The sequence below is a fragment of the Psychrobacter sp. ANT_WB68 genome (genome assembly GCF_008369115.1).
Taxonomy (GTDB): Bacteria; Pseudomonadota; Gammaproteobacteria; order Pseudomonadales; family Moraxellaceae; genus Psychrobacter.
In genome coordinates, this window is sequence record NZ_VOAZ01000002.1 from 116383 (window position 1) to 140199 (window position 23817).

General features: G+C 42.5%; 19 protein-coding genes and 2 tRNA genes. 12 read left to right on the forward strand and 9 right to left on the reverse strand.

Going from position 1 to position 23817, the window contains the following annotated elements; translation table 11 throughout:
* Positions 1-2 precede the first annotated feature (2 nt).
* The 4 genes from FQ084_RS05720 to FQ084_RS05735 all read right to left on the reverse strand — a co-directional run bounded on the left by FQ084_RS05720 (position 3) and on the right by FQ084_RS05735 (position 2926).
* Entirely contained in the window at positions 3-662 is a 660-nt protein-coding gene (locus FQ084_RS05720) for a response regulator (protein WP_149489690.1), read from the reverse strand.
* Positions 663-785: 123 nt separating this feature from the next.
* A complete protein-coding gene (locus FQ084_RS05725; protein WP_149489691.1) occupies positions 786-1550 on the reverse strand; it encodes a PAP2 family lipid A phosphatase in 765 nt (254 codons plus the stop codon).
* A gap of 50 nt (positions 1551-1600) precedes the next feature.
* Entirely contained in the window at positions 1601-2074 is a 474-nt protein-coding gene (locus FQ084_RS05730) for a diacylglycerol kinase (RefSeq protein ID WP_149489692.1), read from the reverse strand.
* 270 nt (positions 2075-2344) lie between these two features.
* Complete coding sequence (locus FQ084_RS05735; protein ID WP_188032908.1) at positions 2345-2926, reverse strand: PepSY domain-containing protein; 582 nt, start codon at positions 2924-2926, stop codon at positions 2345-2347.
* A gap of 323 nt (positions 2927-3249) precedes the next feature.
* Here FQ084_RS05735 and FQ084_RS05740 point away from each other — a divergent pair, with 323 nt between their 5' ends.
* Together FQ084_RS05740 and FQ084_RS05745 are read left to right on the forward strand one after the other, a co-directional pair.
* Positions 3250-4056 (forward strand): hypothetical protein, encoded by an 807-nt coding sequence (locus tag FQ084_RS05740; RefSeq protein ID WP_262880676.1) that lies wholly within the window; start codon positions 3250-3252, stop codon positions 4054-4056.
* 152 nt (positions 4057-4208) lie between these two features.
* Complete coding sequence (locus FQ084_RS05745; RefSeq protein WP_149489694.1) at positions 4209-4901, forward strand: DUF1345 domain-containing protein; 693 nt, start codon at positions 4209-4211, stop codon at positions 4899-4901.
* Positions 4902-5057: 156 nt separating this feature from the next.
* Here FQ084_RS05745 and FQ084_RS05750 read toward each other — a convergent pair whose 3' ends face one another.
* On the reverse strand, positions 5058-5744 hold the full coding sequence (locus tag FQ084_RS05750; RefSeq protein WP_149489695.1) for a response regulator transcription factor: 687 nt from the start codon (positions 5742-5744) through the stop codon (positions 5058-5060).
* Positions 5745-5779: 35 nt separating this feature from the next.
* Positions 5780-7486, reverse strand: coding sequence for a phosphoethanolamine transferase (locus FQ084_RS05755; protein ID WP_149489696.1), 1707 nt, complete (start codon positions 7484-7486; stop codon positions 5780-5782).
* Positions 7487-7638: 152 nt separating this feature from the next.
* On the opposite strand from FQ084_RS05755, the gene FQ084_RS05760 reads away from it, so the two are divergent.
* Together FQ084_RS05760 and FQ084_RS05765 are read left to right on the forward strand one after the other, a co-directional pair.
* Entirely contained in the window at positions 7639-8124 is a 486-nt protein-coding gene (locus FQ084_RS05760; protein WP_149489697.1) for a hypothetical protein, read from the forward strand.
* A 92-nt stretch (positions 8125-8216) separates the two neighbouring features.
* Positions 8217-9212 (forward strand): phosphatase PAP2 family protein, encoded by a 996-nt coding sequence (locus FQ084_RS05765; RefSeq protein ID WP_149489698.1) that lies wholly within the window; start codon positions 8217-8219, stop codon positions 9210-9212.
* Positions 9213-9534: 322 nt separating this feature from the next.
* Here FQ084_RS05765 and FQ084_RS05770 read toward each other — a convergent pair.
* Together FQ084_RS05770 and FQ084_RS05775 are read right to left on the reverse strand one after the other, a co-directional pair.
* Positions 9535-9611: transfer RNA gene (locus FQ084_RS05770), tRNA-Asp, on the reverse strand.
* 54 nt (positions 9612-9665) lie between these two features.
* Positions 9666-9741: transfer RNA gene (locus FQ084_RS05775), tRNA-Val, on the reverse strand.
* Between the two features lie 409 nt (positions 9742-10150).
* Between FQ084_RS05775 and FQ084_RS05780 the strand changes: the two genes are divergently transcribed.
* The 7 genes from FQ084_RS05780 to FQ084_RS05810 all read left to right on the forward strand — a co-directional run bounded on the left by FQ084_RS05780 (position 10151) and on the right by FQ084_RS05810 (position 20692).
* On the forward strand, positions 10151-11803 hold the full coding sequence (locus tag FQ084_RS05780) for a cardiolipin synthase (protein WP_149489699.1): 1653 nt from the start codon (positions 10151-10153) through the stop codon (positions 11801-11803).
* Between the two features lie 97 nt (positions 11804-11900).
* Positions 11901-13397 carry a tetratricopeptide repeat protein gene (locus FQ084_RS05785; protein ID WP_149489700.1) on the forward strand — a complete coding sequence of 499 codons (1497 nt, stop codon included), beginning with the start codon at positions 11901-11903 and terminating at the stop codon, positions 13395-13397.
* 161 nt (positions 13398-13558) lie between these two features.
* Positions 13559-15202 (forward strand): 3-deoxy-D-manno-octulosonic acid transferase, encoded by a 1644-nt coding sequence (locus FQ084_RS05790; protein WP_149489701.1) that lies wholly within the window; start codon positions 13559-13561, stop codon positions 15200-15202.
* Between the two features lie 8 nt (positions 15203-15210).
* Complete coding sequence (locus tag FQ084_RS05795; RefSeq protein WP_149489702.1) at positions 15211-15960, forward strand: 16S rRNA (uracil(1498)-N(3))-methyltransferase; 750 nt, start codon at positions 15211-15213, stop codon at positions 15958-15960.
* Positions 15961-16220: 260 nt separating this feature from the next.
* Positions 16221-17360: an extracellular solute-binding protein gene (locus FQ084_RS05800; RefSeq protein ID WP_149489703.1), complete on the forward strand. Its 1140-nt coding sequence runs from the start codon at positions 16221-16223 to the stop codon at positions 17358-17360.
* Between the two features lie 96 nt (positions 17361-17456).
* Complete coding sequence (locus FQ084_RS05805) at positions 17457-19139, forward strand: ABC transporter permease (RefSeq protein WP_149489704.1); 1683 nt, start codon at positions 17457-17459, stop codon at positions 19137-19139.
* Between the two features lie 140 nt (positions 19140-19279).
* A complete protein-coding gene (locus FQ084_RS05810; protein ID WP_188032909.1) occupies positions 19280-20692 on the forward strand; it encodes an ABC transporter ATP-binding protein in 1413 nt (470 codons plus the stop codon).
* A 58-nt stretch (positions 20693-20750) separates the two neighbouring features.
* Here FQ084_RS05810 and FQ084_RS05815 read toward each other — a convergent pair whose 3' ends face one another.
* Positions 20751-21662, reverse strand: coding sequence for a methyltransferase domain-containing protein (locus FQ084_RS05815; protein ID WP_262880677.1), 912 nt, complete (start codon positions 21660-21662; stop codon positions 20751-20753).
* Positions 21663-21924: 262 nt separating this feature from the next.
* Between FQ084_RS05815 and FQ084_RS05820 the strand changes: the two genes are divergently transcribed.
* On the forward strand, positions 21925-23568 hold the full coding sequence (locus FQ084_RS05820) for an alpha/beta hydrolase family protein (protein ID WP_149489705.1): 1644 nt from the start codon (positions 21925-21927) through the stop codon (positions 23566-23568).
* The last annotated feature ends 249 nt before the right edge of the window (positions 23569-23817 follow it).

Below are 23817 nucleotides of genomic sequence, written 5' to 3' on the forward strand. Positions count from 1 at the left end.
GGTTATGAATTGCTTATATACCAACCCAATCCGCGAACGTTTTTTATCCTATTTTGCCCGACCTTTTTGCGTAAATTATGAATCAAAAACTCAATAGCATTGCTCTCAACTTCATCGCCCCAGCCATATAATGAGTCCTCAAGCTCAGTCTTGGACATGACCTTTTCAGGGGCGAGCATAAAGGTGGTGAGCAGCATGTATTCCTTGGCAGTCAAGTCAACAGGCGCATTATCTATTAGGACACGCTTATGTGCGGTATCGAGGTTTAGGTTGCCAACGCTAAGCTGATTGTCTGATTTGCCTTGTGCACGGCGAATAAGCACCCGCATCCGCGCAAATATTTCTCCAAGCTCAAAAGGCTTAACCACATAATCATCTGCCCCTGAATCAAGACCAGCGATACGGTCTTTTACGTCATCGCGCGCGGTAATGATTAATACTGGAGTATCAATCTTCGTGTCACGAATAGCGGTCAATACGCCCATGCCATCGATTTCAGGTAAACCTAAATCCAATAGGATAATGTCATAAGGTTGAACCTTTAAGGTCAGAATTGCTTGGCGCCCATCTTTTACCCAATCAACGGTATAAGCCTCGTCTTGTAAGGCTTCAGTAAGGCTCTCACCAATCATTAAATCGTCTTCGACCAGTAGCACGCGCATGGGACGTCCTTATATTATTAGTGATGCGATATATCGATAGACCAAAGACCTCATCTATAGGGGCATGGTGTCATTACTAATGTTTTAAATAGTGGTAAGGAGTATTTATTAAGAGCGCTGCCGTTACTTTATTATAGGGTCAAATTTCATGTTCTCAGCTTTAGTCAAATCAACCTTAGCAAAGAAGAGCATCGCCAATCCGCAAGCTAGCGACCATGCTAGCAGCATCGATACCAGAGTATGGCTGAAAAAGTGATCGCCAAATGCCATTTTATATAATCCCATTATCCAGCCTAAAGCAGTGACTATTATAAATATTCTCATACGATAGCGCTGTAGAGTAGGTAGATACGCTAGCCCATATAGCGCAAAACCCGCGCTGGCATGAGCTGCTGGAAAGCACTTCGCGTCGGTTTTGGCGACTATGTTTTGCCAAATACTGAGGTACGGTAAATCGCCATTAAACAAGTATAGATGGTTCGGGCAACTGACGTGTGTGACACTTTTTAGGGTGGCGATAATGGTTGGCACCACAATGATTACCAGCAATAAATATCCAATTTCACGACCGGACAAAGCTGCTGTTGGTTTCAATAACGATGGTTTGATGACCGTAGTATTGGCATTAGAGTGTGGACGCTGCCTGTATCTCCAAATGGATATCATCAGTAGATAAATACCAAACAGTATTAATAATAATTTAGGACCATCATAAAAGAGAAATCTATAAGGCTGTGCGCCTTTTTCTAATAACCAATGCCCATCCGAATAGAAAAGCTCGCTGATACGAACATCCCATTGGCTGTGTTCCAACATCAGCGTAGCGATGACAGTCAAGGTCAACAATAGCAATAACTGCGCAATACCAGATTTAGTCGCTCTATTCATTATCACACCTTAAAAACTGTTAGATCTATAAAAAACCAGTTAGGCATTGCTTAAAATAAAAGCGGTGATAATGCAAGTAACCATAAGATAAACAACAGTAACAATGATAAGAACTGGGCAGCAGAACCCACATCTTTTGCTATTTTAGCGAGAGGGTGTTGAGCGGTTGAAGTATGGTCGACACTGGCTTCAATACCAGTATTAAATAGCTCAACGATAAGCGATAAAAAAGAAGCGCTTATTAACATCATTTTTACATTAATATCAAAAGGCATGACTATGATGACAATGAACAGCACGAGATTGAGCCAAAGGACTTGTCTAAAAGCTGCCTCAAACTTATAAGCCGCTTTAAAACCATCTATAGAGTAACCAGTGGCTTTTATGATACGAGAAAGACCTTTTTTACCTTTAGCATCGCTGGCATAGCTATCGGCTGCGAGCAATTGATTAGAGGTTGGTTGGCTCAAAGGATCATGATTGGTCTTTTCGTCATTGCGACTGCTAAGATGGTCATTGCTCATATAAATTCTCAGTAATCATGAATATCAGGGTTGATGGTAAATTTTAAGCAGTATAAGGCAATGATGATTAAGAAAGCGTTAAGACCATATAGATTCGTTGAGGTAAAAAATCACCAAAATAGCTTCTGATTTAGAAGCGCTATCACTAGTTGCCTAGGATCTAAATACTAAATAAGCAATAGCCGATACCACGTCTAGCATAGTATCAGCTATTGCCTACTTTTAAAGTGGTGGATTAAAAATTAAACCTTTATAGGTTAAGGAGTTAGTTTAGTCATCATCTTCTACATCGACTTGACTGCTTAAGACTTTGCCAGTATTGGCATCTATACTCACATCATATATCTGATTGCCTTTGACAACTTCAATATCGTAAAGAGACTGGCCCTTTTTTAGCTCAAACTCAGCACTAATCACTTTACCATTCACACTTTGTGCTGCTTTTTGCATGGCACTCGTCAGCGTAACTTTGGCTTGCTTCATGGCACTATATTCAGCCATATCCTTTTTATCTAGTTTCTCTTGCTTGGTCTTAAGAACTTTACCGGTATTGGCATCAATCTTCACTTCATAAGCTGTACCTTTTGCCACGAACTCGACTTCATATTTGCTGGTCCCATCATCGTCATCATAATCAAACTCGGCACTAACCAGATCACCTTTGGCATTTTGTTTGGCGATATTGATTGCCTGCGTTAGGCTGATTTTACTTTGCATGGCGCTGACAGCTTCACTTGAGCTGGCTGCAGCTTTAGTGTTGGTAGCAGCTGGCGCTGCGATAGCTGCTGCGCCCACACCTGCAATACTAAGGGCAACAATCATTGATTTGCTTAACATTGATACGTTTTTCATAAGATTCATCCTTTAGATTAAGTCAGTTTCTGACACTCCCTTTAATGGTGTTGTCAGCTACCTTATTGGTATGAATCTATACTAGCAAATGAGACATAGGAGACACTTAGCGCTAATTAAGGGTTTAATTAGCGACCAAAATTTTCTAGGTCATTAGGTTAATAAATGAAAGGCAATCTTTAGCAGTCGTTTAAGTGAAAAAAACAAGCAGAGGGTAGCTGATGAGGTCTTAACGCTTTCTTAATAACTGGGTGGTTAATATGGTTCTATGGCGTAGCAAAAATAGTGCTATCTCATCACTACCTTATAAAAGGAAAGTATCTATGTCTACTTACCAGCACTCTCTACCACCTATAAATGGGGTACCCAAGCAATCAAAATACGCCACCATGCTTAATAAAGTACCGGAAATAACGTTGGTGTTTTGGCTGATAAAAATGATGTCGACCACCGTCGGTGAAACGGCCGCTGACTTTATGATTTTCAATTTCAAATTAGGGTTGCCAACGACGTCCCTTATCATGACAGTGCTGTTTTTAGTTGCTTTGACCATACAGCTAAAAGCAAAAGACTATATACCGTGGAAATACTGGTTAACCGTAGTATTCGTCAGTGTGCTCGGTACGCTCATCACTGATAACATGACCGATAATCTAGGTATACCATTGTCCCTCTCGACCATAGGTTTTAGTGTGGTGCTGGCAATCGTGTTTTCTATTTGGTACGCCAGAGAAAAAACCTTGTCTATCCATCACATCGATACCTTTCCCCGTGAGTTGTTCTATTGGACGGCCATCTTAGCGACTTTCGCACTGGGCACTGCCGCAGGAGACTGGTTTGCAGAAGGGCTTAATATCGGTTATCAAAACTCTACTCTGATATTTGCTAGTGGTATCGCCTTCATCGCAGTAGGATTTTATGTGCTAAAACTTAATAATGTTTGGTGTTTTTGGCTGGCTTATATTTTGACCCGTCCTTTAGGAGCGGCGCTTGGTGATTGGTTGTCTCAACCCATCAAAAATGGTGGATTAGATTTGGGCGTCACTAGCATCAGCATCGTATTTTTACTGATGATAGTGGGTCTAGTTGGGTATGAGACTTATAAAAAGGGTATTCAAAAAAAAGTATGAAACTAAAGGTTTGAAACTAAAGGTTGAGTCTGAAGTTAAACTAATATCTGCTACAAAAGCGTGTTATAAGTAAGATGATTGAAGATTGGTTAAAAGCAAGATCTCATAGGTAGCATGATCTCAATTCCCATTAATGAAGCTTGATTAATACTATGGCAATATCATCAAATACGTTCCTTAGTCATTGGCGCTTGCTCGGCAGTCTCATGATTGGGGCAATTATCGGCTTAATAATAGTGGCAATATGGCCACTCTCTTTTAGTACGGTCTTTATAATTGGTTGGGATAGTGCCATTTTGATTTACATTGTGAGCATCGTTATGATGATGCGGGCAAATACCATTCATGGTCATCTAACCCAACATCACGAAGGCAAAGTAATTATCTTGAGCCTCATCAGTATGGCAAGCTTAATCTGCTTAGTAGCGATCGTGAGGCAAACGCAGCTCGGCAAGGATTATCAGGGCATGGCGCGTATTTTAACTATTGTGCTTACAGTGAGCACTATTTTTATTACTTGGTTGATGATACAAGTCGTTTTTGCGATGCAATACGCTTATTTATATTTCTCTAAGCAACGTAGCGGAGTGACCCAACCTTTTATGTTTCCTGAAGCAATGGTTGAGGATAAAGGTAACAATGAGGAGCCTAAAAAATTGGTAAATGCTAAGTTTGAAGACTTCTTTTATGGTGCCGTTGCGATCGGTACTTCAGGGCAAACGGCTGATATTGCTTTTACCTCAAGCGCTGGCAGAAATCTTGCTACCTTGCATAGCATCATCGCCTTTGTATTCAATTTAGTCATCATCTCTTTACTGATTAATATCATAGCCAGTTATATATAATTGATTTGAGAGTTAGATAGCCCTATTTATCATAAATACTAAAGGTACTGCCACCAGTCTCATTCGCTTGATGGCTCAACTTCTAGTTCATATGAGTCATAATACGGCACGATACTGAGCCCTCAATGGCAATACATTACGAATATTTGCTAGGATTTAGGAATTATCAGGATCAATAACCTGATAGCCAATACCCGCTATAGTCATTATCATAGGCTCAGAAAATGGCTTATCAACTTGTGCACGCACACTGTGCATATGGGTACGTAAGGCATCACTACTTGGAATATCTTGTCCCCATACCTTTTCCTCAAGCTCCGCCTTACTGACGACTCGAGGTGCCACACTCATCAGCGTATGCATTATTTTAAAGCCTGTTGGGGTTAGTTTTAGCACTTTGTCTTCGCGCTTGATACTATGTTCAGCTGCATTTAAAGATAGTTTGCCTATTCTTATACTATGCTCAAAATGCTCATCTTGATGACGGCGTATCAAAGCTTTGATACGGGCTTCTAACTCAACCAGTGAGAACGGCTTAACCAGATAATCGTCAGCTCCGCTATCAAACCCTGCTACTTTGTCCAAAACCGTGTCACGTGCAGTCAACATCAATACTGGCGTCTTGTCATGCAGCTCTTCTCTGAGTGTTTTGCACAGTTTAGTGCCATCCATACCGGGAAGCATTACGTCCAACAGTATCACGTCGTAGCGGTTGCTCGCTGCCAGTGCCAAGCCACTCAGACCATTATGGGCATTGTCCAACTCAAAGCCTTTTGGCTCAAAAAAAGCATAAATATTTGCTACGATATCGGGGTTGTCTTCAATAACAAGTATCTTGTACATAGATGTCTCGAGCATAAATGCTAGCAGTGCTTGGGTTAAAAAGATTCATTAACAGTTTTAAAAAAGGTTGGCGCGGATGCCACTTCTTTAGTAGTAATATTAAAAAAGCTCAGTAGGGTTGGCGTAATAAAATCGTGCGATACTGGCTGATCGGTCATACTAGAGAGACTATTACTATCGATGCTGTTGCCATTAGGAGACCAAATAATCACTGGCACCTGCTTTTGAGCATGCGGTGCAATACTATACGGCAAACCATGTAAGTAGACGTTATTTTCTCCTAAACTCTCTCCATGGTCACTAATATAAACCATCACTACATCGTAGTCTTGCTCGTAGGTTTTTAGCTTATCGATAGTGGCATTTAAAAAGTAATCGGTGTAGCGAATCGCATTGTCATAACCATTGATGACGGATTGAGTATCACACTTGGACAGCTCATTAGTCATACATACTGGCTTATATTCCTCAAATTCTTTGGGGTAGCGTTTATAATAAGCAGGACCATGATTGCCCATTTGATGCAACAATATTAGCGTGTCTTTTGGCGCCGTGTCTGACTTAAGTAATTTATCAAACCCATCGAGCATACCTATATCGCGACATTCAACATCGCAATTAGGATTTTTATCGGGAGTTTTATAGTCCTCAAAAGTCACGCGGTCTGCAACGCCTTTAGAGCTAGAGTTATTATCCCGCCAAATGACATTGACGCCTTGCTTGTTGAGGGTATCAAGTACGTTTTCATTATACTCAGCAGTATCGACATCATAGTCTTCGCGATTGGCATAACTGAACATACAAGGTACTGAATAGGCGGTTGAAGTGCCACAAGCGGTAGCATTCTTGAAGCTATAAACGTCTGGTTGGCTGGCAAGTAATGGCATCGTCTCGCGCTTATAACCATTCAAACCAATGTGATCAGCACGCACCGTTTCGCCTACCACAAATACCATCAGCTTAGGCTTTGTGCTACCAGCAGAACTTGTGCGCTTAGCATCTACGGCGTGAGCAGTCATAGTATCAGGACGGCGCAAATCATCGACGTAATTCTGACCCAATTTAACGACCGAATAAATAGGGGTAATCGGGTTGGCGTAATAACGGACTTGTTTGTGTTGACGAAAGAAGCTGGCGTACTGGTCACCAAAGGGTAACAGGCAGACCGCGATAACCGCGATCGACCCTATTAAAGTGGCGGTTTTGTAGCCTATCGCTCGTTGGCACGAGGGACGTTTTAAGCGAATTCTACTAATAATAAAAGCAGGTAACACCCCTAATAACAGCAGTCGAATAATAAAACTTGGTGCCATCAATCCCATTGCTTCCGCTTGATCTGTCTGTAAGCTGTTCACCAGCATATTAGGGTCAAATATCGTCCCATACGCATCGGTAAAATAACCACATATCGCGGCAATAATAACCATTATGATCAGCACAGGTTTTGCTATTGGGCGGTAGCATAGCAGCTGTAATATCAGCCACATCAAGCCAAATAATAATCCTGTCAGAGAGAGAATAAATCCCGTATTGTCAGCAAACGGATAAACAGCCAATACTTGCTTAAAAAAGCCGATATTTGCTGTAGCGACCAGATATAGCGCAACGACTATAAGCAGATAGTTGAGGTTAAGCTCACGATTATAGAATTTGCTTTTAGCATTGATTGCAGTATTAGCCTTTGCAAGACTTGCATCATTGGCTTCTGCAACTCTTGTATCAGTAACTAAGTTTTTTGACATACATGGACTCTTAATAGGATGAGTGAGGACTGTATTCGCTAAAATAGCATATACTGCGTTAAGAATGTGTTAAGAGGCTTAAATGAAATACGTGATTGATACCGGAGTTCATATGATATGTGATCACTTAAAACCAATAAGAGGCTGCTCAAATGATTGCTAAAAAACTACTGGTTATTTTGCCTATGCTGTTGGGGTCTGTGAGTGCGATGGCGATGGTCGGCGAAGTTGCTGGAAATACGACTTGCACCACAGTGTCATTGACCAATAAAAAAGTGCTGAAAAAGACACCTTGTAGTTTTGAAGGTGCCATAGGCGCCAGCATGGTCTACTCGGTTCAGCAGCTTAATTTTACAACAACCTCAAATGAGACATTTTCAACTGTCAATAATGCCAGTTTTAGATTTGGTGATAATGCAGAGATGCTGGATCTAGAAGAAACTATCAGTCTCAATGATAAGCCGGCAGAGGTCATAAAACTTGACTCACGTACTCTAAAAAGGTTAACAGAAACTGAAATTAATACACTCCATAAAAAGAAAAACCCTGATTTTTCCAAGGTTTTACAATGCTTTAAACCTCTTAAGAAAAAGACTGCTTTTTGTATTCCTTATGGCTTAATTTATGGCATGTCATAGGGCAATGCGTTTGAGGTAAATTGGTAAGTTGTATCCATGAATGCAAAGGACCTATACCTACAAAAAGCTCTCCAAAATGAGTTCTCTTACTTATGATCAATTTTATTCAAACAAATCAGCCGTTGTTCACCTTAGGTAGCCTGCTTCTATTGGTGATTATTGTGTTGTGGATTTTGCAGTATGGGATTATTCGTTACGGCAGAAAAACGCTTACTCAAGCTATGCAATATTGGAGAAGGCTGCAACAGTATTTTGGATTAGACAAACGAATCGCCCAATTTAAGACCAGCTATCCAAAATCTTATTATTTTTTATCACAAAGGCTCCATGTAGAGCATTTTTACGGTTTACCTCTTACCCTTTTGGTTTTAGTAATGGGCTATATTTTGGTTTTGTTTATCGGACTGGTTGAAGATGTCGTTACCTCAGATTCGATTGTAGCCATGGATCACTTTGTGTCACAACAGATGAGTCTACTGAGTGAATCACCTGTGGTAAATTTCTTTATTTTAATTACCAGTTTAGCTTCTACGCCACTTACTCTTTTGATTGTATTTTTGACTGGTGTCATATGCTATGTCATTCGCCAACGCTACCTGTTAATTGGATTGCTGATAGCGGTTATAGGAAGCACTGTATTTACCTATTTAAGTAAATTACTGTTTCATCGTGAGCGACCAGTAGATATTCTATTGCTTGAGCGAACATACTCCTTTCCGAGTGGACATGCGACGGTTACTATTGCCTTATATGGCTTTATTGCTTACATGGCCATTCGTTTTAGCCAAGATTTTAGCAGACAAGTGCGTATATTGGTGATCAGCGTCTTTTTTTGCATACTGGTGGGATTGAGTAGAATTGTGCTCAATGAGCACTATATGAGTGATGTGCTGGGAGGATATTTGATAGGTGCATTATGGCTAACGGTAGCGATTAGTATGACAGAGTGGCTAAGGACGAGAAATAAAGTCAACTGGCACATAGATTGGTCTACCTCTCAGGTTCGTCTGGTTTGGCTCAGCGTCGTTTGTGCAATGATAGGCGTTCTCATATATGCTAACGTTTATCAATTTCCGTTATTGCTCTAGGTAAATCAGGATACAGCCCATAAATTGATGCCTGCCTCATACAGAAGATGAGCAGATAGTAAACTTAGTTGGATGGGTGGTCATCTATACTGAACAGGATGAGGGTAATCCGTTGCCCGATAATCTAACCGCTGGTACATCAATAAAAGGTCTCACTAACTTTATAAAGTACCGATTACTGTTTTTGTTGTTGAAAATTAAAGCACGTTATCAACACTACTAAAAAGATTTAGGTAAATATACAAACACAAAAAAACCTCAAACAATATAATGTTTGAGGCGAAACTTGCTTAAACTCGAGAGTTTAAATTCGTTTTAAATATGGCGCAGCGGACGGGACTCGAACCCGCGACCCCCGGCGTGACAGGCCGGTATTCTAACCAACTGAACTACCGCTGCTTAGGTCGTTTTTAGCATCTTACCCTTATTAATAGGGCTCACTCGCTAAAAGAGTGGTGGGTGATGACGGATTCGAACCGCCGACATTCTGCGTGTAAGGCAGACGCTCTACCAACTGAGCTAATCACCCTGAGAACCGTTGAAAAATTGCAATGCAATTTTAGATTCACAATTGAAATCCTTTAAATAGGGTTTCTTGAAAGCTTTAACATTCAGAGCTGTCACACTTCGAATAACTTTCAACAGAATATAGCTAACTAAAGCCTCGCTCTGTGGGTGTGTATTATATACATTTACACATGGCTGTCAAATATTATTTCAAGTATTTTTAAAATTGTGGTTAATAACCAGTATTAACGGTCAAAGAAAGGTACATGTAGGGTGATTGTCAGACGATAGAGCCGCGATACAGTTTGCTATTGCGTGCCCCCTAAAAGACACTATACTGATAATGCTTTTTGCGTCTAACTAACAAAGCGTCTAGTTAGTAAGACAGCTGGCTAATAAAAATAGGTAAATAGTTTGAGTGATATAGGTTCATGGAGGCGAGCATAGATATTTTTAATATAGAGAGCTTTTCTATTGAAGACTACTTTACGACATGGTCGTTAGGAGACTTTGCTGGATTGGGTCTGATATTGCACGTGGTTCTCATGATAGTCATGACACTGCGCATCGTCTCGGTACAGCGCAATATCGGGGTATCGATTGCTTGGGTTGCTGTGCTCTATACCTTGCCTGTGGTTGGTTTTATCGCTTACCTACTCCTAGGTGAGCCAATGATTGGGCGGCGTTATCGTGCGCGTATGAATCAGGCAAGGCTACTGATGAATAATATGGCTAAGCGTGAGCAGCTAGTGTTTGACCAAGGACAAGAGCTACTGACCGATAACTACCGCGGTGTCAGTAAAATAGGCACGCGCTGGACAGGGTTTGGGGTGTTCCCCGATCATCAGATGCAGCTATTGACCACACCGAGTGCTATCTTTGGACATTTGATTGAAGACATCAATGCTGCCCAGCGCATCATCCTAATGGAGTTTTATATTATTTATCCAAAAGGTCAAATACTCGAGGTCATGGATGCGCTGATGGCAGCGGCGCAGCGTGGTATAGAGTGTCATATATTAGCGGATAGTGTGGGTAGTTTTAGCTTTTTTAATAGCAAACAGCATCGTATGTTAGAAGAGGCCGGGGTTTTTGTGCATCAATCGCTACCAGTTGGCCTATTTAAAACCTTATTTAAGCGCTCAGATTTGCGTAATCATCGCAAGATTATCGTCATTGATGAACACATAGGGTATATCGGTAGCTTTAACTTGGTGGATCCGAAATTTTTTAAACAGAATAAAAATGTTGGTCAATGGATTGATGTGGCGATACGTAGTGTCAGCCAAGAGCCGATTAGTATTGCCACGGCGATGGCAAAAGTAGTGGTCACTGATATCGGTGCGGAAAATAAAGACAATTTAGACGCGCTCAATCACCGCGTGAATACCTATACCCGTAAGCTCTATGTCATGCACCCGACCATTAATGATATCAACAGCCGCGTCAAAGTTTTAGACGAATTTAGTGATGCTGATGAGCCGCCCGAGATTGGCTCGACATCGATTTTGATACCGCGCATGCCAGTGGTAGAAGATGTGCTGGCGCAGCTGATACCTTCGGCACCGCAAGTGACGGCGCATGTGATTTATAATACGTTGGTGACGGTTATTCATCGCGCCAACAAACTTATTCGCATTACCACGCCGTATTTTGTCCCCGATGAAGCTTTATCAGGAGCGCTGACTACCGCAGCCAAACGCGGGGTTGAGGTAACGATTATTGTCCCCGAAAAAGTGGATTCGTTTTTGGTGCAGCACGCCTCCCAAGCTTATTACCAAGAACTACTCGAAGCAGGGGTGACCATTGCTTTATTTAAAGGTGGGCTGCTACACGCTAAGACGGTGGTCATTGACGATGATTATTGTCTGTTTGGTACGGTGAATATTGATATGCGCAGTTTTTATTTGAATATGGAAGTCAGCTTAGCGATTTATACCCCAGAGATGGTTGCGCAGGTTGCTGATTGTCAAGAAGTGTACTTGCAAAGCTGCCGTTTTTTGACTTTAGACGAGTGGCAAGAGCGTCACGGGGCAGAGCGCTTGTTTGATAATGTGGTGCGCTTATTTAGTCCTTTATTGTAGCGCTTTCGATTTTCAGTTAAGGTAAACTACTTATTTTTATTATCAGCCAAATTGCGTCATCACTTCTATGATTGTTTTTAAAGGATAGGCTTACTTTATGTCTGCATCACTCTTAACGCCCCTTGATTATATTGCAGCAGGCTATTGGCAAGATTTTTTGGCTGGCCGCCCTATTGCTGGCGGCATAGCTTATGAAACTGAATTGCATCACTGCAAACTGGATGGGTCGCTAGCAAGTTTACAGCGCGTAGATATCCTGCTGTCACAGATACGCCGCGACATGATTAAGACTGGTATATGGGATGAGGCTTCGCTGTTGACAGATGAGCGTTATCGTAATTTTATGGTGTTTTTAGCGTTTTATGCAGGACGAGTATTGGCACAGCAATGGCAATATGCGCCGCATTGGTTTGGTGATTTCGAGCTACGGAAGCGTTATCCTGCATTGCCACTGCTGACTGCTGACTTTTATCAACATATGGCAGTGGTTTATCGTGATGACATTGAAGCCACTGATAAGCCTAATGCGACTGCATCGCTCTTTTTTGCGTTAGAGCCGATAGGGTTGCGTCTGTTTGGTCATATTGATCGACCGTTTCAAGCGGTGCAAGGTGATCAAGTGGCAAGCGGACTATATCAAGCGGTTAATGCAAGACTGCCAAACACCATTGATAACCATGGATTACCGGTATCTACGGCTATGGAGTCTGCCACTAAGCAAGGAGTTGAAACATTAGCGGCGCAACATAGCAGCCAAAGTATTCAGACAAATAGTGATGCTGTTAATAATACTTCTTCTTATAATGAGCTTCAAACAACATCTGAAATCTCTCAAACAGAGGCGCTATTAGCAAAAGCTAATTCATCAACGGCTTCATTAACTGTTCCATTAGAAGTCCCTTCAACAGAAACTGCGCCAGTAGAACCTTTACAAGCAACATTAAAAGAAGTAGCAGTAAAACCAACTATAAAACCAGCAGTAGAAGGATCGCCAACCCCAGAGCTTTTTATCCAATTGCTCATAGAGCTTGATGAAATAGAGGTGCCGCAAACCGCTGGCAAGACAGAATATGAGCAAGCCTGCAAAGTCTTGGATCAATTTGAGCAGCATATCGCTAAACAAAAGAAACCGCGCGCGCAAGTTATATTTTCAGAAAAGCATTTGGCAGCAAAGCAGCAAGCCCTAGCAAAATTGCAAGAAGCTGCCGATGCAGGTAACAGTACGGCTATGCTACGTTTGTCTATGTATGAGCTACTTGGTGAAGGGATATACGCTGATAAACTGGCTGCTATGGAATCAGGAGTTGAATGGGTTAAGCAAGCGGCCAGCAAAAATGACAGTCGTGCTCAGCGTCTATTAAGTAAGCTGTACTATCAAGGGTTTGGCGTGCCACAAGATATGAATAATGGAAAATATTGGCTTGAGCAAGCGGCCGAAAACGGGCACATAGAAGCGGCAAGCTTGGTCAGTCAGTGGCAGCAAGCACAAATGTTAATTAGCACACAAAAGCAAGAGCAGCATAGCTTAAAACGTTATCAGCTATTATTTGTAGTAATTATTGTTATCGCTATATTAATCTTCATTATTGTCTAAGCGATTATTTTAAATTCGGATTTTTAAAATCTGACTTTGAAATTCTTGTTTCTAATAACGAGTGCTTAAAAACTATTGTTTAGCATTAAATTCAGGTAGAATTGGCGCGCTTTTTATCGCCACTTCTTATCGTCCGATCCATTACTAATCTGGGCTTCTTCATGCCATCTTCTGATAATTCCTTACCCTCTTTTGATAAATCGACTCAGCCACTGCAAAGCCGAGCCGTTTATAAGCCACCTGTTTATTATCAGATGACGATTGGTTTGCTAAAACCGCTATATCGTATGCAGGTATGGCGTCGCTCGCATAAACGTGATAATTATCAGCAAGAGGTGGAGCAGCGTTTTGGTAAGCGCTATCCCGCGCCGCCCATGCTGGATACAAATATGAAGTCTAATACGGCGGATTATATATCTGCTGCAAAAGCTGACGAGAATGGCAAATATGGCAATGGCAAAAAAGTCATCTGGTGCCATGCGGTGTCTTTAGGGGAGACCAATACTGTCGCGCCTTTGCTCGACGCGCTATTAGCAAAAGGCTATCAGATATGGTTGACCAATACCACGCAGACAGGGTTTGCGCGTGGTGCCAGTCGTTTTGCTGATGATATTGCTCAAGGTCGTTTGAGTCATAGCTACGTTCCTGTCGACAGTCCTGCGGTGATTGAGAGGTTTTTAGCGCATGTGCAACCGGTTGCGGCATTGTTTGTAGAAACAGAGCTTTGGGCGAATATCTTAACTAAATTGTCCGAGCATCATATCCCGAGTATCTTGGTCAATGGTCGGTTATCTGCTGCTTCTTTTAAAAGTTATCAAAAAATTGGCGCGGTCAGTACCAGTATGATGAAAAACCTGAGCCTCATCATTGCGCAAGACAATGACTCTGCAAAACGCTTTCGGCAATTGGGCGCTCATAGTGCTCAAATCCGCGTGGCAGGCTCGCTGAAATGGGTGATTAATACCGCGAAGCTGAATGATAGTAGTGCTAAAGAAACTGAAATAGAAAATGATGCCGAAGATTTAGGTATAGTAGGTCGTCCGATTTGGGTGGCAGCAAGTACTCATAGCGGTGAAGAAGAGACGGTATTATCATGGCAGCAGCAAATCCTCTCTAACCCTTTATTAGCCGATACCTTGTTAATTATCGTCCCGAGGCATCCTGAACGCTTCGATGAGGTGGCAGGCCTAATCGAAAAGTCTGGTTTGGCAATGGCGCGGCGTAGTGATGCACTGGCTGTTAATCCCGACACTATTGATGGCGACCCTATTAATCCTGATACCATAGACGAGTATATTATTCATCCAAATACCCACGTTTATTTGGCTGATAGTATGGGTGAATTGATGACATGGTATGCGCTGGCGGATGTGGCGTTAGTGGGTGGCTCATTAGTCGATGTTGGGGGGCATAATCCGGTTGAGCCGGCGAGTGTAGGGACACCGGTATTGATGGGTGCTTATACCCAGTCTTGCCAAAGCGTGGTTGATAAGCTCGCTAGCGTCGGGACGTTATATCAACCACATAATGCATTTTATAGCGCTATTGGTACGGATGGGCAGCTATCTCAGCAGCAAAAAATTGACAGTAATCTGCCATCTAGCGATGACGATAGTCTTCTTTATCAGCAGCTGCAGTTTTGGCTCAGTCATCTAGCATTGGCAAAACAGGCAGGGCAAGCGGGTGCAGAAATGACACAGCAGCAGCAAGCGGTATTGAATCGTCAGTTATCAATGATTGAAGATGTGATTCAGCAATACGCAAAACCATCTTTCAATCAAGACGTGAATCAAGAGCTGATATAAGTGACGCTATGAATTGTATATTACTACCAGAGACCAGCTTTCAACATGACACTGCGCACATTTATGACTTGGCGCAAATTGCTCATGTTAATAAAGTATTAAGCGCGAAGGTGGGTGATTCTTTAAAAATTGGGCAATTGGACGGCAAGCTTGGCAGCGCTATCATTGAAGATATCGCGCCCGACCGTATTCAGTTGGGTGATATACAACTGACCATCAATCCGCCACCGAAGCTCAATCTTACGGTGGTACTGGCATTGCCACGACCAAAGGTTTTGCGCCGTCTGATCATGGATATGACCGCGCTTGGCGTCAACGACATCATTCTTATCAATAGCTACCGTACGCAAAAAAGCTATTGGCAAAGCCCGATGTTGGGTCGCCTTGATGAGTTTGTACTAGAAGGGCTGCAACAAGGCGTCGATACGATTGCGCCACGGATTAGTCTGCAAAAACGCTTTAAGCCCTTTGTTGAAGACGAGCTTGCAAGTTTAATAACCAATCGTGCCATTGTCGCTCATCCTTATAGTGCGCTGTCGTTTTCGCAATATGTGCAACAGCTAGGCAGCAATGAACCACCTCATAGGTCAGTTGGTTCATTGCTGCCTAGCATGGTCTTTATCGGTGCAGAAGGCGGCTGGATTGATTATGAGATTGACTTACTTGCCACTCAAGGTTGCGCGGCAGTCAATATAGGTCCGCGTATATTGCGTACGGAAGCAGCGGTTAATGTCATTTTGGGGCAGTGGCTGCTTTAGGGTAGGGCGACTTTAATATCAAGATAAGTCCATAGAAAGTGATAAAAATCCTACTGAAAAGCAGCTATCCAAAGGGTGTTGATAAGCGATGATTTTGCATCATTGTTGTCATAAATAAATGTATTGATAATTAATCTCATTTCGATTAGTATATTGTGTCTCAGACATTAATGTCATATTAATCGCGCTATACAATCATTTTTTAGTGATGTTAATGTCCTTTTATCTTACTTATCCGTAGCACCATTATGGGGAAAGCCATGTCATTAACTGCTATTAGTGCAAATCTATCTTCTACTAAGCTTACTTTACCTGTTGCTGTATTTGGCATGATGTTGGGGCTCGCTGGCTGTAATAATGCATCGACGCCAACAGAAAACGTGGATGCTGAATCTGCGACAACTGGTACTGAACAATCTAGCACTGAGCAAGAAGTGGCCAAAGATGGCGCGACAGGGGCTGGTGGGCAAACGGTAACCATCTACTCATCACGTAATGAGCAGTTAATTAAACCATTATTAGACCGTTATACTGAGCAAACGGGCGTTAAAATTGAGCTGGTAACCGATAAAACTGGTCCACTGATGGCACGCTTGCAAGCGGAAGGTAAAAATACCCCTGCTGATATGCTGTTAACGGTTGATGCGGGTAACTTATGGCAAGCAGCAGAGCAGGGTTTATTACAACCAGTTGCCTCTAGCGTGTTAGAAAAAAACGTTCCTGCTAAATATCGTGATCCAAAAGGTATGTGGACAGGTCTATCATTGCGTGCCCGTACTATTTTTTATGATCCGAGTAAAGTTGATGCTGCCCAGCTATCAACCTATGCTGATTTGGCCGATCCAAAATGGAAAGGTAAGCTTTGTCTACGCTCATCAAAAGCGGTCTATAACCAATCATTGGTTGCCAGTATGATGGAAAATTTAGGCGAAGAAAAAACAGAACAAGTCATTCGTGGTTGGGTTGATAATTTAGCAACTGATGTCTTTAGTGACGATACCAACATGTTAGAAGCGATTGCCGCTGGTCAGTGTGAAGTAGGTATTGCCAATAGCTACTATTATGGTCGTCTGCTTGATGAAAAGCCAAACTTCCCCGTCAAAATATTTTGGGCAAACCAAGGTACTACAGGAACGCATGTAAACATTTCTGGAGCGGGTGTGATAACAGGCTCAGACAATCCAGATGGCGCGCTGAAGTTGATGGAATGGTTATCCTCTGATGAAGCACAAGGTCTCTATGCCAGCTCTGATAAAGAATATCCTGTGAAAGACGGTGTTGATGAGTCAGAAATGCTTAGATCTTGGGGCCCATTCAAACAAGATAGCATCAGCGTACAGAAATTTGGTGAGCTACAAACCAAAGCCATTCAAATGATGGATAAAGCTGGTTATAAATAACAGGCTAGAAGTAGCTGAGTGGTTGGTTTTTAGCTATTAGTTGTTAGTAAATGCTCATCTAATAGCGTCATTATGCGTATGACACGGTAACTATTTATGATAACAATGCCAGAAGCGTCTGCTAATCAAGACAATACTGTCAATGAAACTAATAATGACAATAGTAGCCCATCTATTAGTCACGACCACGTCGTCCGCAAACGTATTATCTCGAAATCAGTCTTAGGACTGATTTCGTTGTTTATGCTAGTACCGATTTTAATCGTATTATTATCATGGACGCAGCCGGTCGCTGATATTTGGACCCACATGCGCGAATATGTACTGCCGCAAGTGTTAAAAAATACCGTCATTTTATTGATGATGGTGACGGTGATTTCTGGCGTTGTCGGTACATTGCTTGCTTGGGTGACCAGTATGTACCGCTTCCCTGGACAGCGGTTTTTTACGTGGGCGCTGATGTTGCCCTTAGCCATACCAGCCTATGTATTGGCATTTGTTACCGTTGGTATCGTTGACTTTAGTGGACCGCTGCAAACCGCCTTAAGAGAGTTTGGTTTTGCTACTGCTATCCCATCGGTACGTAACGTCTGGGGCGCAGGTTTGGTATTGTCATTGGCATTTTATCCTTATGTCTATTTGCTGGCACGCCAAGCGTTTTTATCGCAAGGTAGGCGAGCAATTGAAGCAGGGCAGATGCTTGGGTTAAGTCGTCGCAAGGTATTTTTTCGGCTGGCATTACCACAAGCGCTACCGTGGATCATTGGCGGCTTGTTGCTCGCCAGTATGGAAACGCTTGCAGATTTTGGCGCAGTGTCGGTATTTAACGTCGATACTTTTACGACGGCAATTTATAAAGCCTGGTTTGGCTTCTTTAGTTTAACCACCGCCGCGCAGTTGGCCGCGCTATTAATCGGCGTGGTCTTTATCGTTGTCTTGTTTGAGCAGTATTGGCAAGCAAAGCGTGGTAGTACAGTAGCTCAAGGTAGCAGCCAACGTTTCGAAGCCAGTAAGCCTGCTAGGTGGGGCATGGCGTTACTTTGTACATTGGTATTTTTAGTGGCGTTTTTGATTCCTTTTTTGCAGCTGCTCTATTGGACTGCCTTAAATTTCCAGCAAGATTTTGATGCGCGTTATATTGATTTTGTCACTAATAGTCTTATGATTGCGAGCATGACCACCATATTTATCGCTTTTTTGGCGATTATTATTGCGTGGGTTAAGCGTCAATATCCGGATAAATCGACTAAGCTGATGAGTACCTTAGCCAATTTGGGTTATGTGGTGCCGGGTACGGTATTGGCAGTTGGGATATTTATTCCGATTGCGTGGCTTGATAATCAGCTGATAGCTTTTGGTATTACCTCAACGCAATTTTTATCTGGTAGTGTTATTGTGATGCTGCTAGCCTTATCGACGCGCTTTATGACCGTGAGCTTCCAGCCGGTCGATCGTCAGCTACAGCGCTTAACGGTCAATCAAGAAGCGGCTGCTAAATTACTCAGTGATAGCCCATATCAGCGCTGGCGGCAAGTGATGTTGCCTGTATTGAGCCCAGGGGTATTGACTGGGTTATTAATGGGCTTTGTCGAAGTCATGAAAGAGATGCCGATTACTTTAATGACGCGGCGGCAAGGCTGGGATACGTTGGCGGTACGGGTGTTTGAGATGACCAGTGAAGGCATGTGGGGACGCGCCGCATTGCCAAGTCTGTTGATTGTGTTGGTCGGTCTTATTCCTGTTTGGATATTGCTGCGTCAAAGCGATAAGCAAGGTTAAGCGCGTCTCTTATTAAATGCTCATAATTAAATAGCTACATTAAAAAGAACCCCATTAAAAAATAACCATATTAAAAAGAGCCTTATTAAAAACCGCGCTAATGATGGGTTTTATTCACTAATAGCTTACTGGTACTGTCTATGTATACTGACTTGATGAACGATTCAACCAATCCAGCAGCGCCTAAATCTGTCAGGGTTGGCGGCAAGCCAAGACCGGAGTATGTAAAAAAAACACCCGTCACGTTATTAACCAAAGCTCAGATAGCACAGCTTCAAGCTGATAAAAGCTTGCCTCTAAACACCTTACATCAAGGCGTTTCAAATCAAAGTGTTCTAAATCAAGAAACAGCAGAACAAAGCAGCTTTCTAGATAACCATGCTATTAATGCATTTAGTAAGAACACTAGCGCTGATGATGCTTATTTTAGCGTTCAAGATTTAATCGTTGGTTATGATGATACGATAATCGTTAATGGCTTATCGCTTGATTTGCAACAAGGTGAAATCGGTTGCTTTTTAGGCTATAGCGGCTGCGGTAAAACCACCGCATTGAGAGCAATTGCAGGCTTAGAGCAGAGCCGTGGTGGCAAGATTCGCTTAAATAATCAGCGTTTAACGGAGCAGACAGCACGTACTACCTTTGCAGTCGCGCCAGCCAAGCGCGGTATGGGCATGGTGTTTCAGGATTATGCTTTATTTGGACATTTGAGCGTGGCAAAAAACATCGCTTTCGGCCTTAATAAATGGTCGGCTGCTGACAAAAAAGCTCGAGTTAAAGAGATGCTAGAGCTTGTCGAATTATCTGAACACGCGGATAAGCGTCCTAGCGAACTATCGGGTGGACAGCAGCAGCGGGTAGCGTTGGCACGCGCATTGGCACCAAAACCCAAACTTTTGCTACTTGATGAACCGTTTTCTAACTTAGATGTGGTGCTACGTGAATCACTGGCGATGAACGTCCGTGATATCCTTAAACGCACCAATACTACTGCTATTTTGGTCACTCATGATCAAAACGAAGCCTTTGCTTTAGCTGATAAAGTCGGGGTGATGGATAAAGGTAAGTTGGTTCAATGGGCGACGCCAAGTGAGTTATATCATGAGCCGGTTAGTCCGTTTGTCGCTGAGTTTGTCGGCGAAGGGGCAATGATAGACGGTATCATCAAAGAAGGTCATGTCGAAACTGCGCTTGGGGATATTTATCGCCGCATGGAAGTCTATGATGAGTCAGGTCAGCCGCAGTATTGCGAGTATGACTATCCGAATGGTACACCGATTAAGGTGCTAGTACGTCCCGATGATATCGTCCATGATGATGAAAGTACGCAGACGGCTTTAGTAGTCGGACGCGTATTTCGTGGGGCAAACTATCTTTATCGCTTGCAGCTTGCCGATGGTCAAACCGTATTATCGTTAGTTGCCAGTCATCATAACCATGAGATTGGCTCGCAAATTGGTATCTTACCTATCCTAGAGCATGTGGTAGTGTTTGATGAAAAAGACATCAATGCCACCACGTGGTCGGAGTATGATCGGTCAGAACGTGTGTAAGACGTCAGATAGTTATCAAATTTAAACTTGGCACTGCCTTTTAAACTTAACGAAGACGTTAAGCGTGACGCGTTGCCAATATATGCAAATAGCGCCCCAACCATTTATATGGCTCGAGTTGTGAGTAGCGCAGCTCCATGCGTATCACCGCATCAGGGTCGTTATGACCGCCACGTTTGAGCGGTGAATAATCATGAAATACGCGCAAGCCACTCGCAAGTATCGTTTGATACTCATGCGCCTTTAGCCAAGATTCAACCTCTTCTTTAGCGACTGGATGATTGGGTGTGAGGCTTTTTTTATTGTCCGCTTTATACTCGGTGTTATCCAATAAATTAAAGTTACCCATGATTAGGTTGCGATAATCGAAACTCGCCGGATTATAAAAGCACAGCGAGAGCGCACCATTTTCAGTCAAATGCTTATCGAAAAAATCCATCACAGCTGCCGGTTCTGCCAACCATTCAAGCAGCGCATGACACATAATCAAATCAAACTTCTCTGTGTTACCCGCTAGCTTCTCTTCAAGCTCTTGATAGGGGCATACATGCCAGGTGATATCCAGTTTTTCATTGTTTTGATTGCTTTCACCGCTTTGTACGACGCTCGCTTGGGCTTTCTCTAACATATTGGCTGAGATATCATTGATAACCAGCGTATGCCCTTGAAGGGCAAGCTCAATCGCAATCTGCGCCAGCCCTGCGCCCACATCTAGGATACGTAACGGTCGCCCAAGCGTTTGGCTCATGTTTGCACAATATTCAAAAATATCACGGCGCAATACTGCTAAACGAATGTCACCCTTTAAGCCGCCGTAAACCTTTTTTTCAAAGTGATCCGCAATCTCATCAAAGCTGCGATCTGTGCGCGTATCAGATTGTTCAACTAATGGTGTGATGGTTTGATTGCTTGGCTGGCTAGTTGCTTGACTAATGGATGGACTGCTTGCTTGGCTGATTTCCTGATTCATAACGGGCTCTGTTTTATCTAAAGTATTCGAAAGGGTTTTTCATAACTTTTTATTGGATTTTAATAGGGTTTTAGCGTATAAATAGTAGCGTTGAAGCAATAATTTTCATTAAGCAATCTTACTTAAAATTCTATATTAAGGCTGTTTTTATTAAGGCTATCGTTAAAAGAATGTCTATTAAAATATCTTAACTAAGCTGCACCTACCAATTGCCAAGGATTCTAGGCAATTTTTTGCATTATCACTGCTAAGGATAGCAATCATGGTCTTACCCAATTCCTCCATTATAAACAAACCCATCATGACGCGCGGCCTCTTATCGCTAGCCATTGCCAGTAGCTTATTGCTTGTTGGTTGTAATGATGATGACAATGAGCGTTTCGTTGAATCACCTTCGTCCTCTGCCAGCGCTAAGTTTGTAAAAACCTTTACGGCAAATGATATCAATAGTGGTCTTGGTCTGGGAAGTACGGCAACACCTGCAGCTAAGTGCGGCGTTACGATAGAAAAAGTCAGCTATGATACCAAAGGTGCCGCCGATGAAGATACCAATGCTACGGCTGCTTTGATGCTACCTACTGGCGACGCTGCTGAATGCAAAGGTGATCGCCCAGTATTATTGTATGCGCATGGTACAACCACTGATAAAGGCTATGACTTTTCCCAAGTAGGTAACACTAAAAATCCTGCGGTAGGGGAAGCCAACTTAATTGCCGCAAACTTTGCCGCTCAAGGCTATATCGTCGTCGCCCCTAATTATGCAGGCTACGATGAATCGAAGCTTGACTACCATCCTTATTTGGTTGCCCAGCAGCAGTCGACCGACATGGTTGATGCGCTAGATAGCGCGCGTAGTATTATCGAACGCAAAAAACGCGCCAATGATGCCAATTACAGCAAAATTGATGATTCAGGGAAGCTGTTTATCGCTGGTTACTCGCAAGGTGGCTATGTCACTATGGCAACCGCAAGATTGCTAGAAGCGCAAAAGAAAGCAGTGACGGCGATTGCACCATCATCGGGCCCTTATGCGTTGGCCGCCTTTGGTGATGAAATCTTTACAGGCAATGTCAATATTGGGGCGTCGCGCTTTGCACCATTACTTGGTATTGGCTTACAGGCAAAATACGGCAATATTTATACCAAGAAATCAGATATTTTCTTAGATAAGTATGCGGACGCGCAGTTGCCTAGTAATACCCCATTTGGTGAGTTAGTTCAAGCAGGAAAACTGCCTAACAATGCTTTATTCCAAAAGAATCCTAGCGATCCAAGGCTGGCAGATTTATCACAAGGTAAGCTGTTTTCTATTTTAGGTGGCTACGATGAGACGGATTATCTGATTAAAACGGATTTCCGAGCTGCTTACGTGGCTGATGCGCAAAAAAATCCTGATGGTTTAACGTTAGCCAATGGTAATAATTTACCGGCTGGCAATCCGCAAAACAACTTGCGTAAAGCATTAAAAGATAATGACTTACGTGGTTATGTGCCTACTATGCCAACGTTTATTTGTGGTGGCAACCAAGATCCGACTGTGTATTTCGATACCAATACCGGCTCGATGGTAAACCTGCTACAGGCAGAAGTGGCTAAAAATTCTGCTAAGAAACTTAATGTTACGGTTTTAGATGTGGATGCAGATAATAAAGCAGAGCGCCCAGATAAGCAGGACTTTATCATGATTGGGCAGGCGTCAATGAATAAATGGGATGCGGTTGCTGTTAAAAATAGCGTACAAACCAATTTTAGTAATAGTGTTAAGAAGATTAAGGATGATGCAGCCCCACAGGGCGGTGTAGCGTCGCTATTGGCGTTTTATACCAATTATCATGGCGGTTTGGTCAGTCCAGCCTGTACTGAGGCAACCCGCGAATTCTTTAATCAGGAATTTAAACCTGTTTAAAATGCTTTCTAACTAAGCATATAAGTAGTTTTAATCTCACTCGCAAAAAGAACTGTATCCCTCGGATGCGGTTTTTTTATGAAACAGCCTTTAAAAACGGTAAAGAAAACACTCTGTCATTAAAGTCGTTTTGGTATATCTTACCAGATTCAGAAATCAGCGCTAATAAGCTGTTTTGCTTGATTTTAATAGCATCTAGAACCCCCTAAATTGACAAAAATGTGCTAAAATAGCTTCTTTTATTAAACA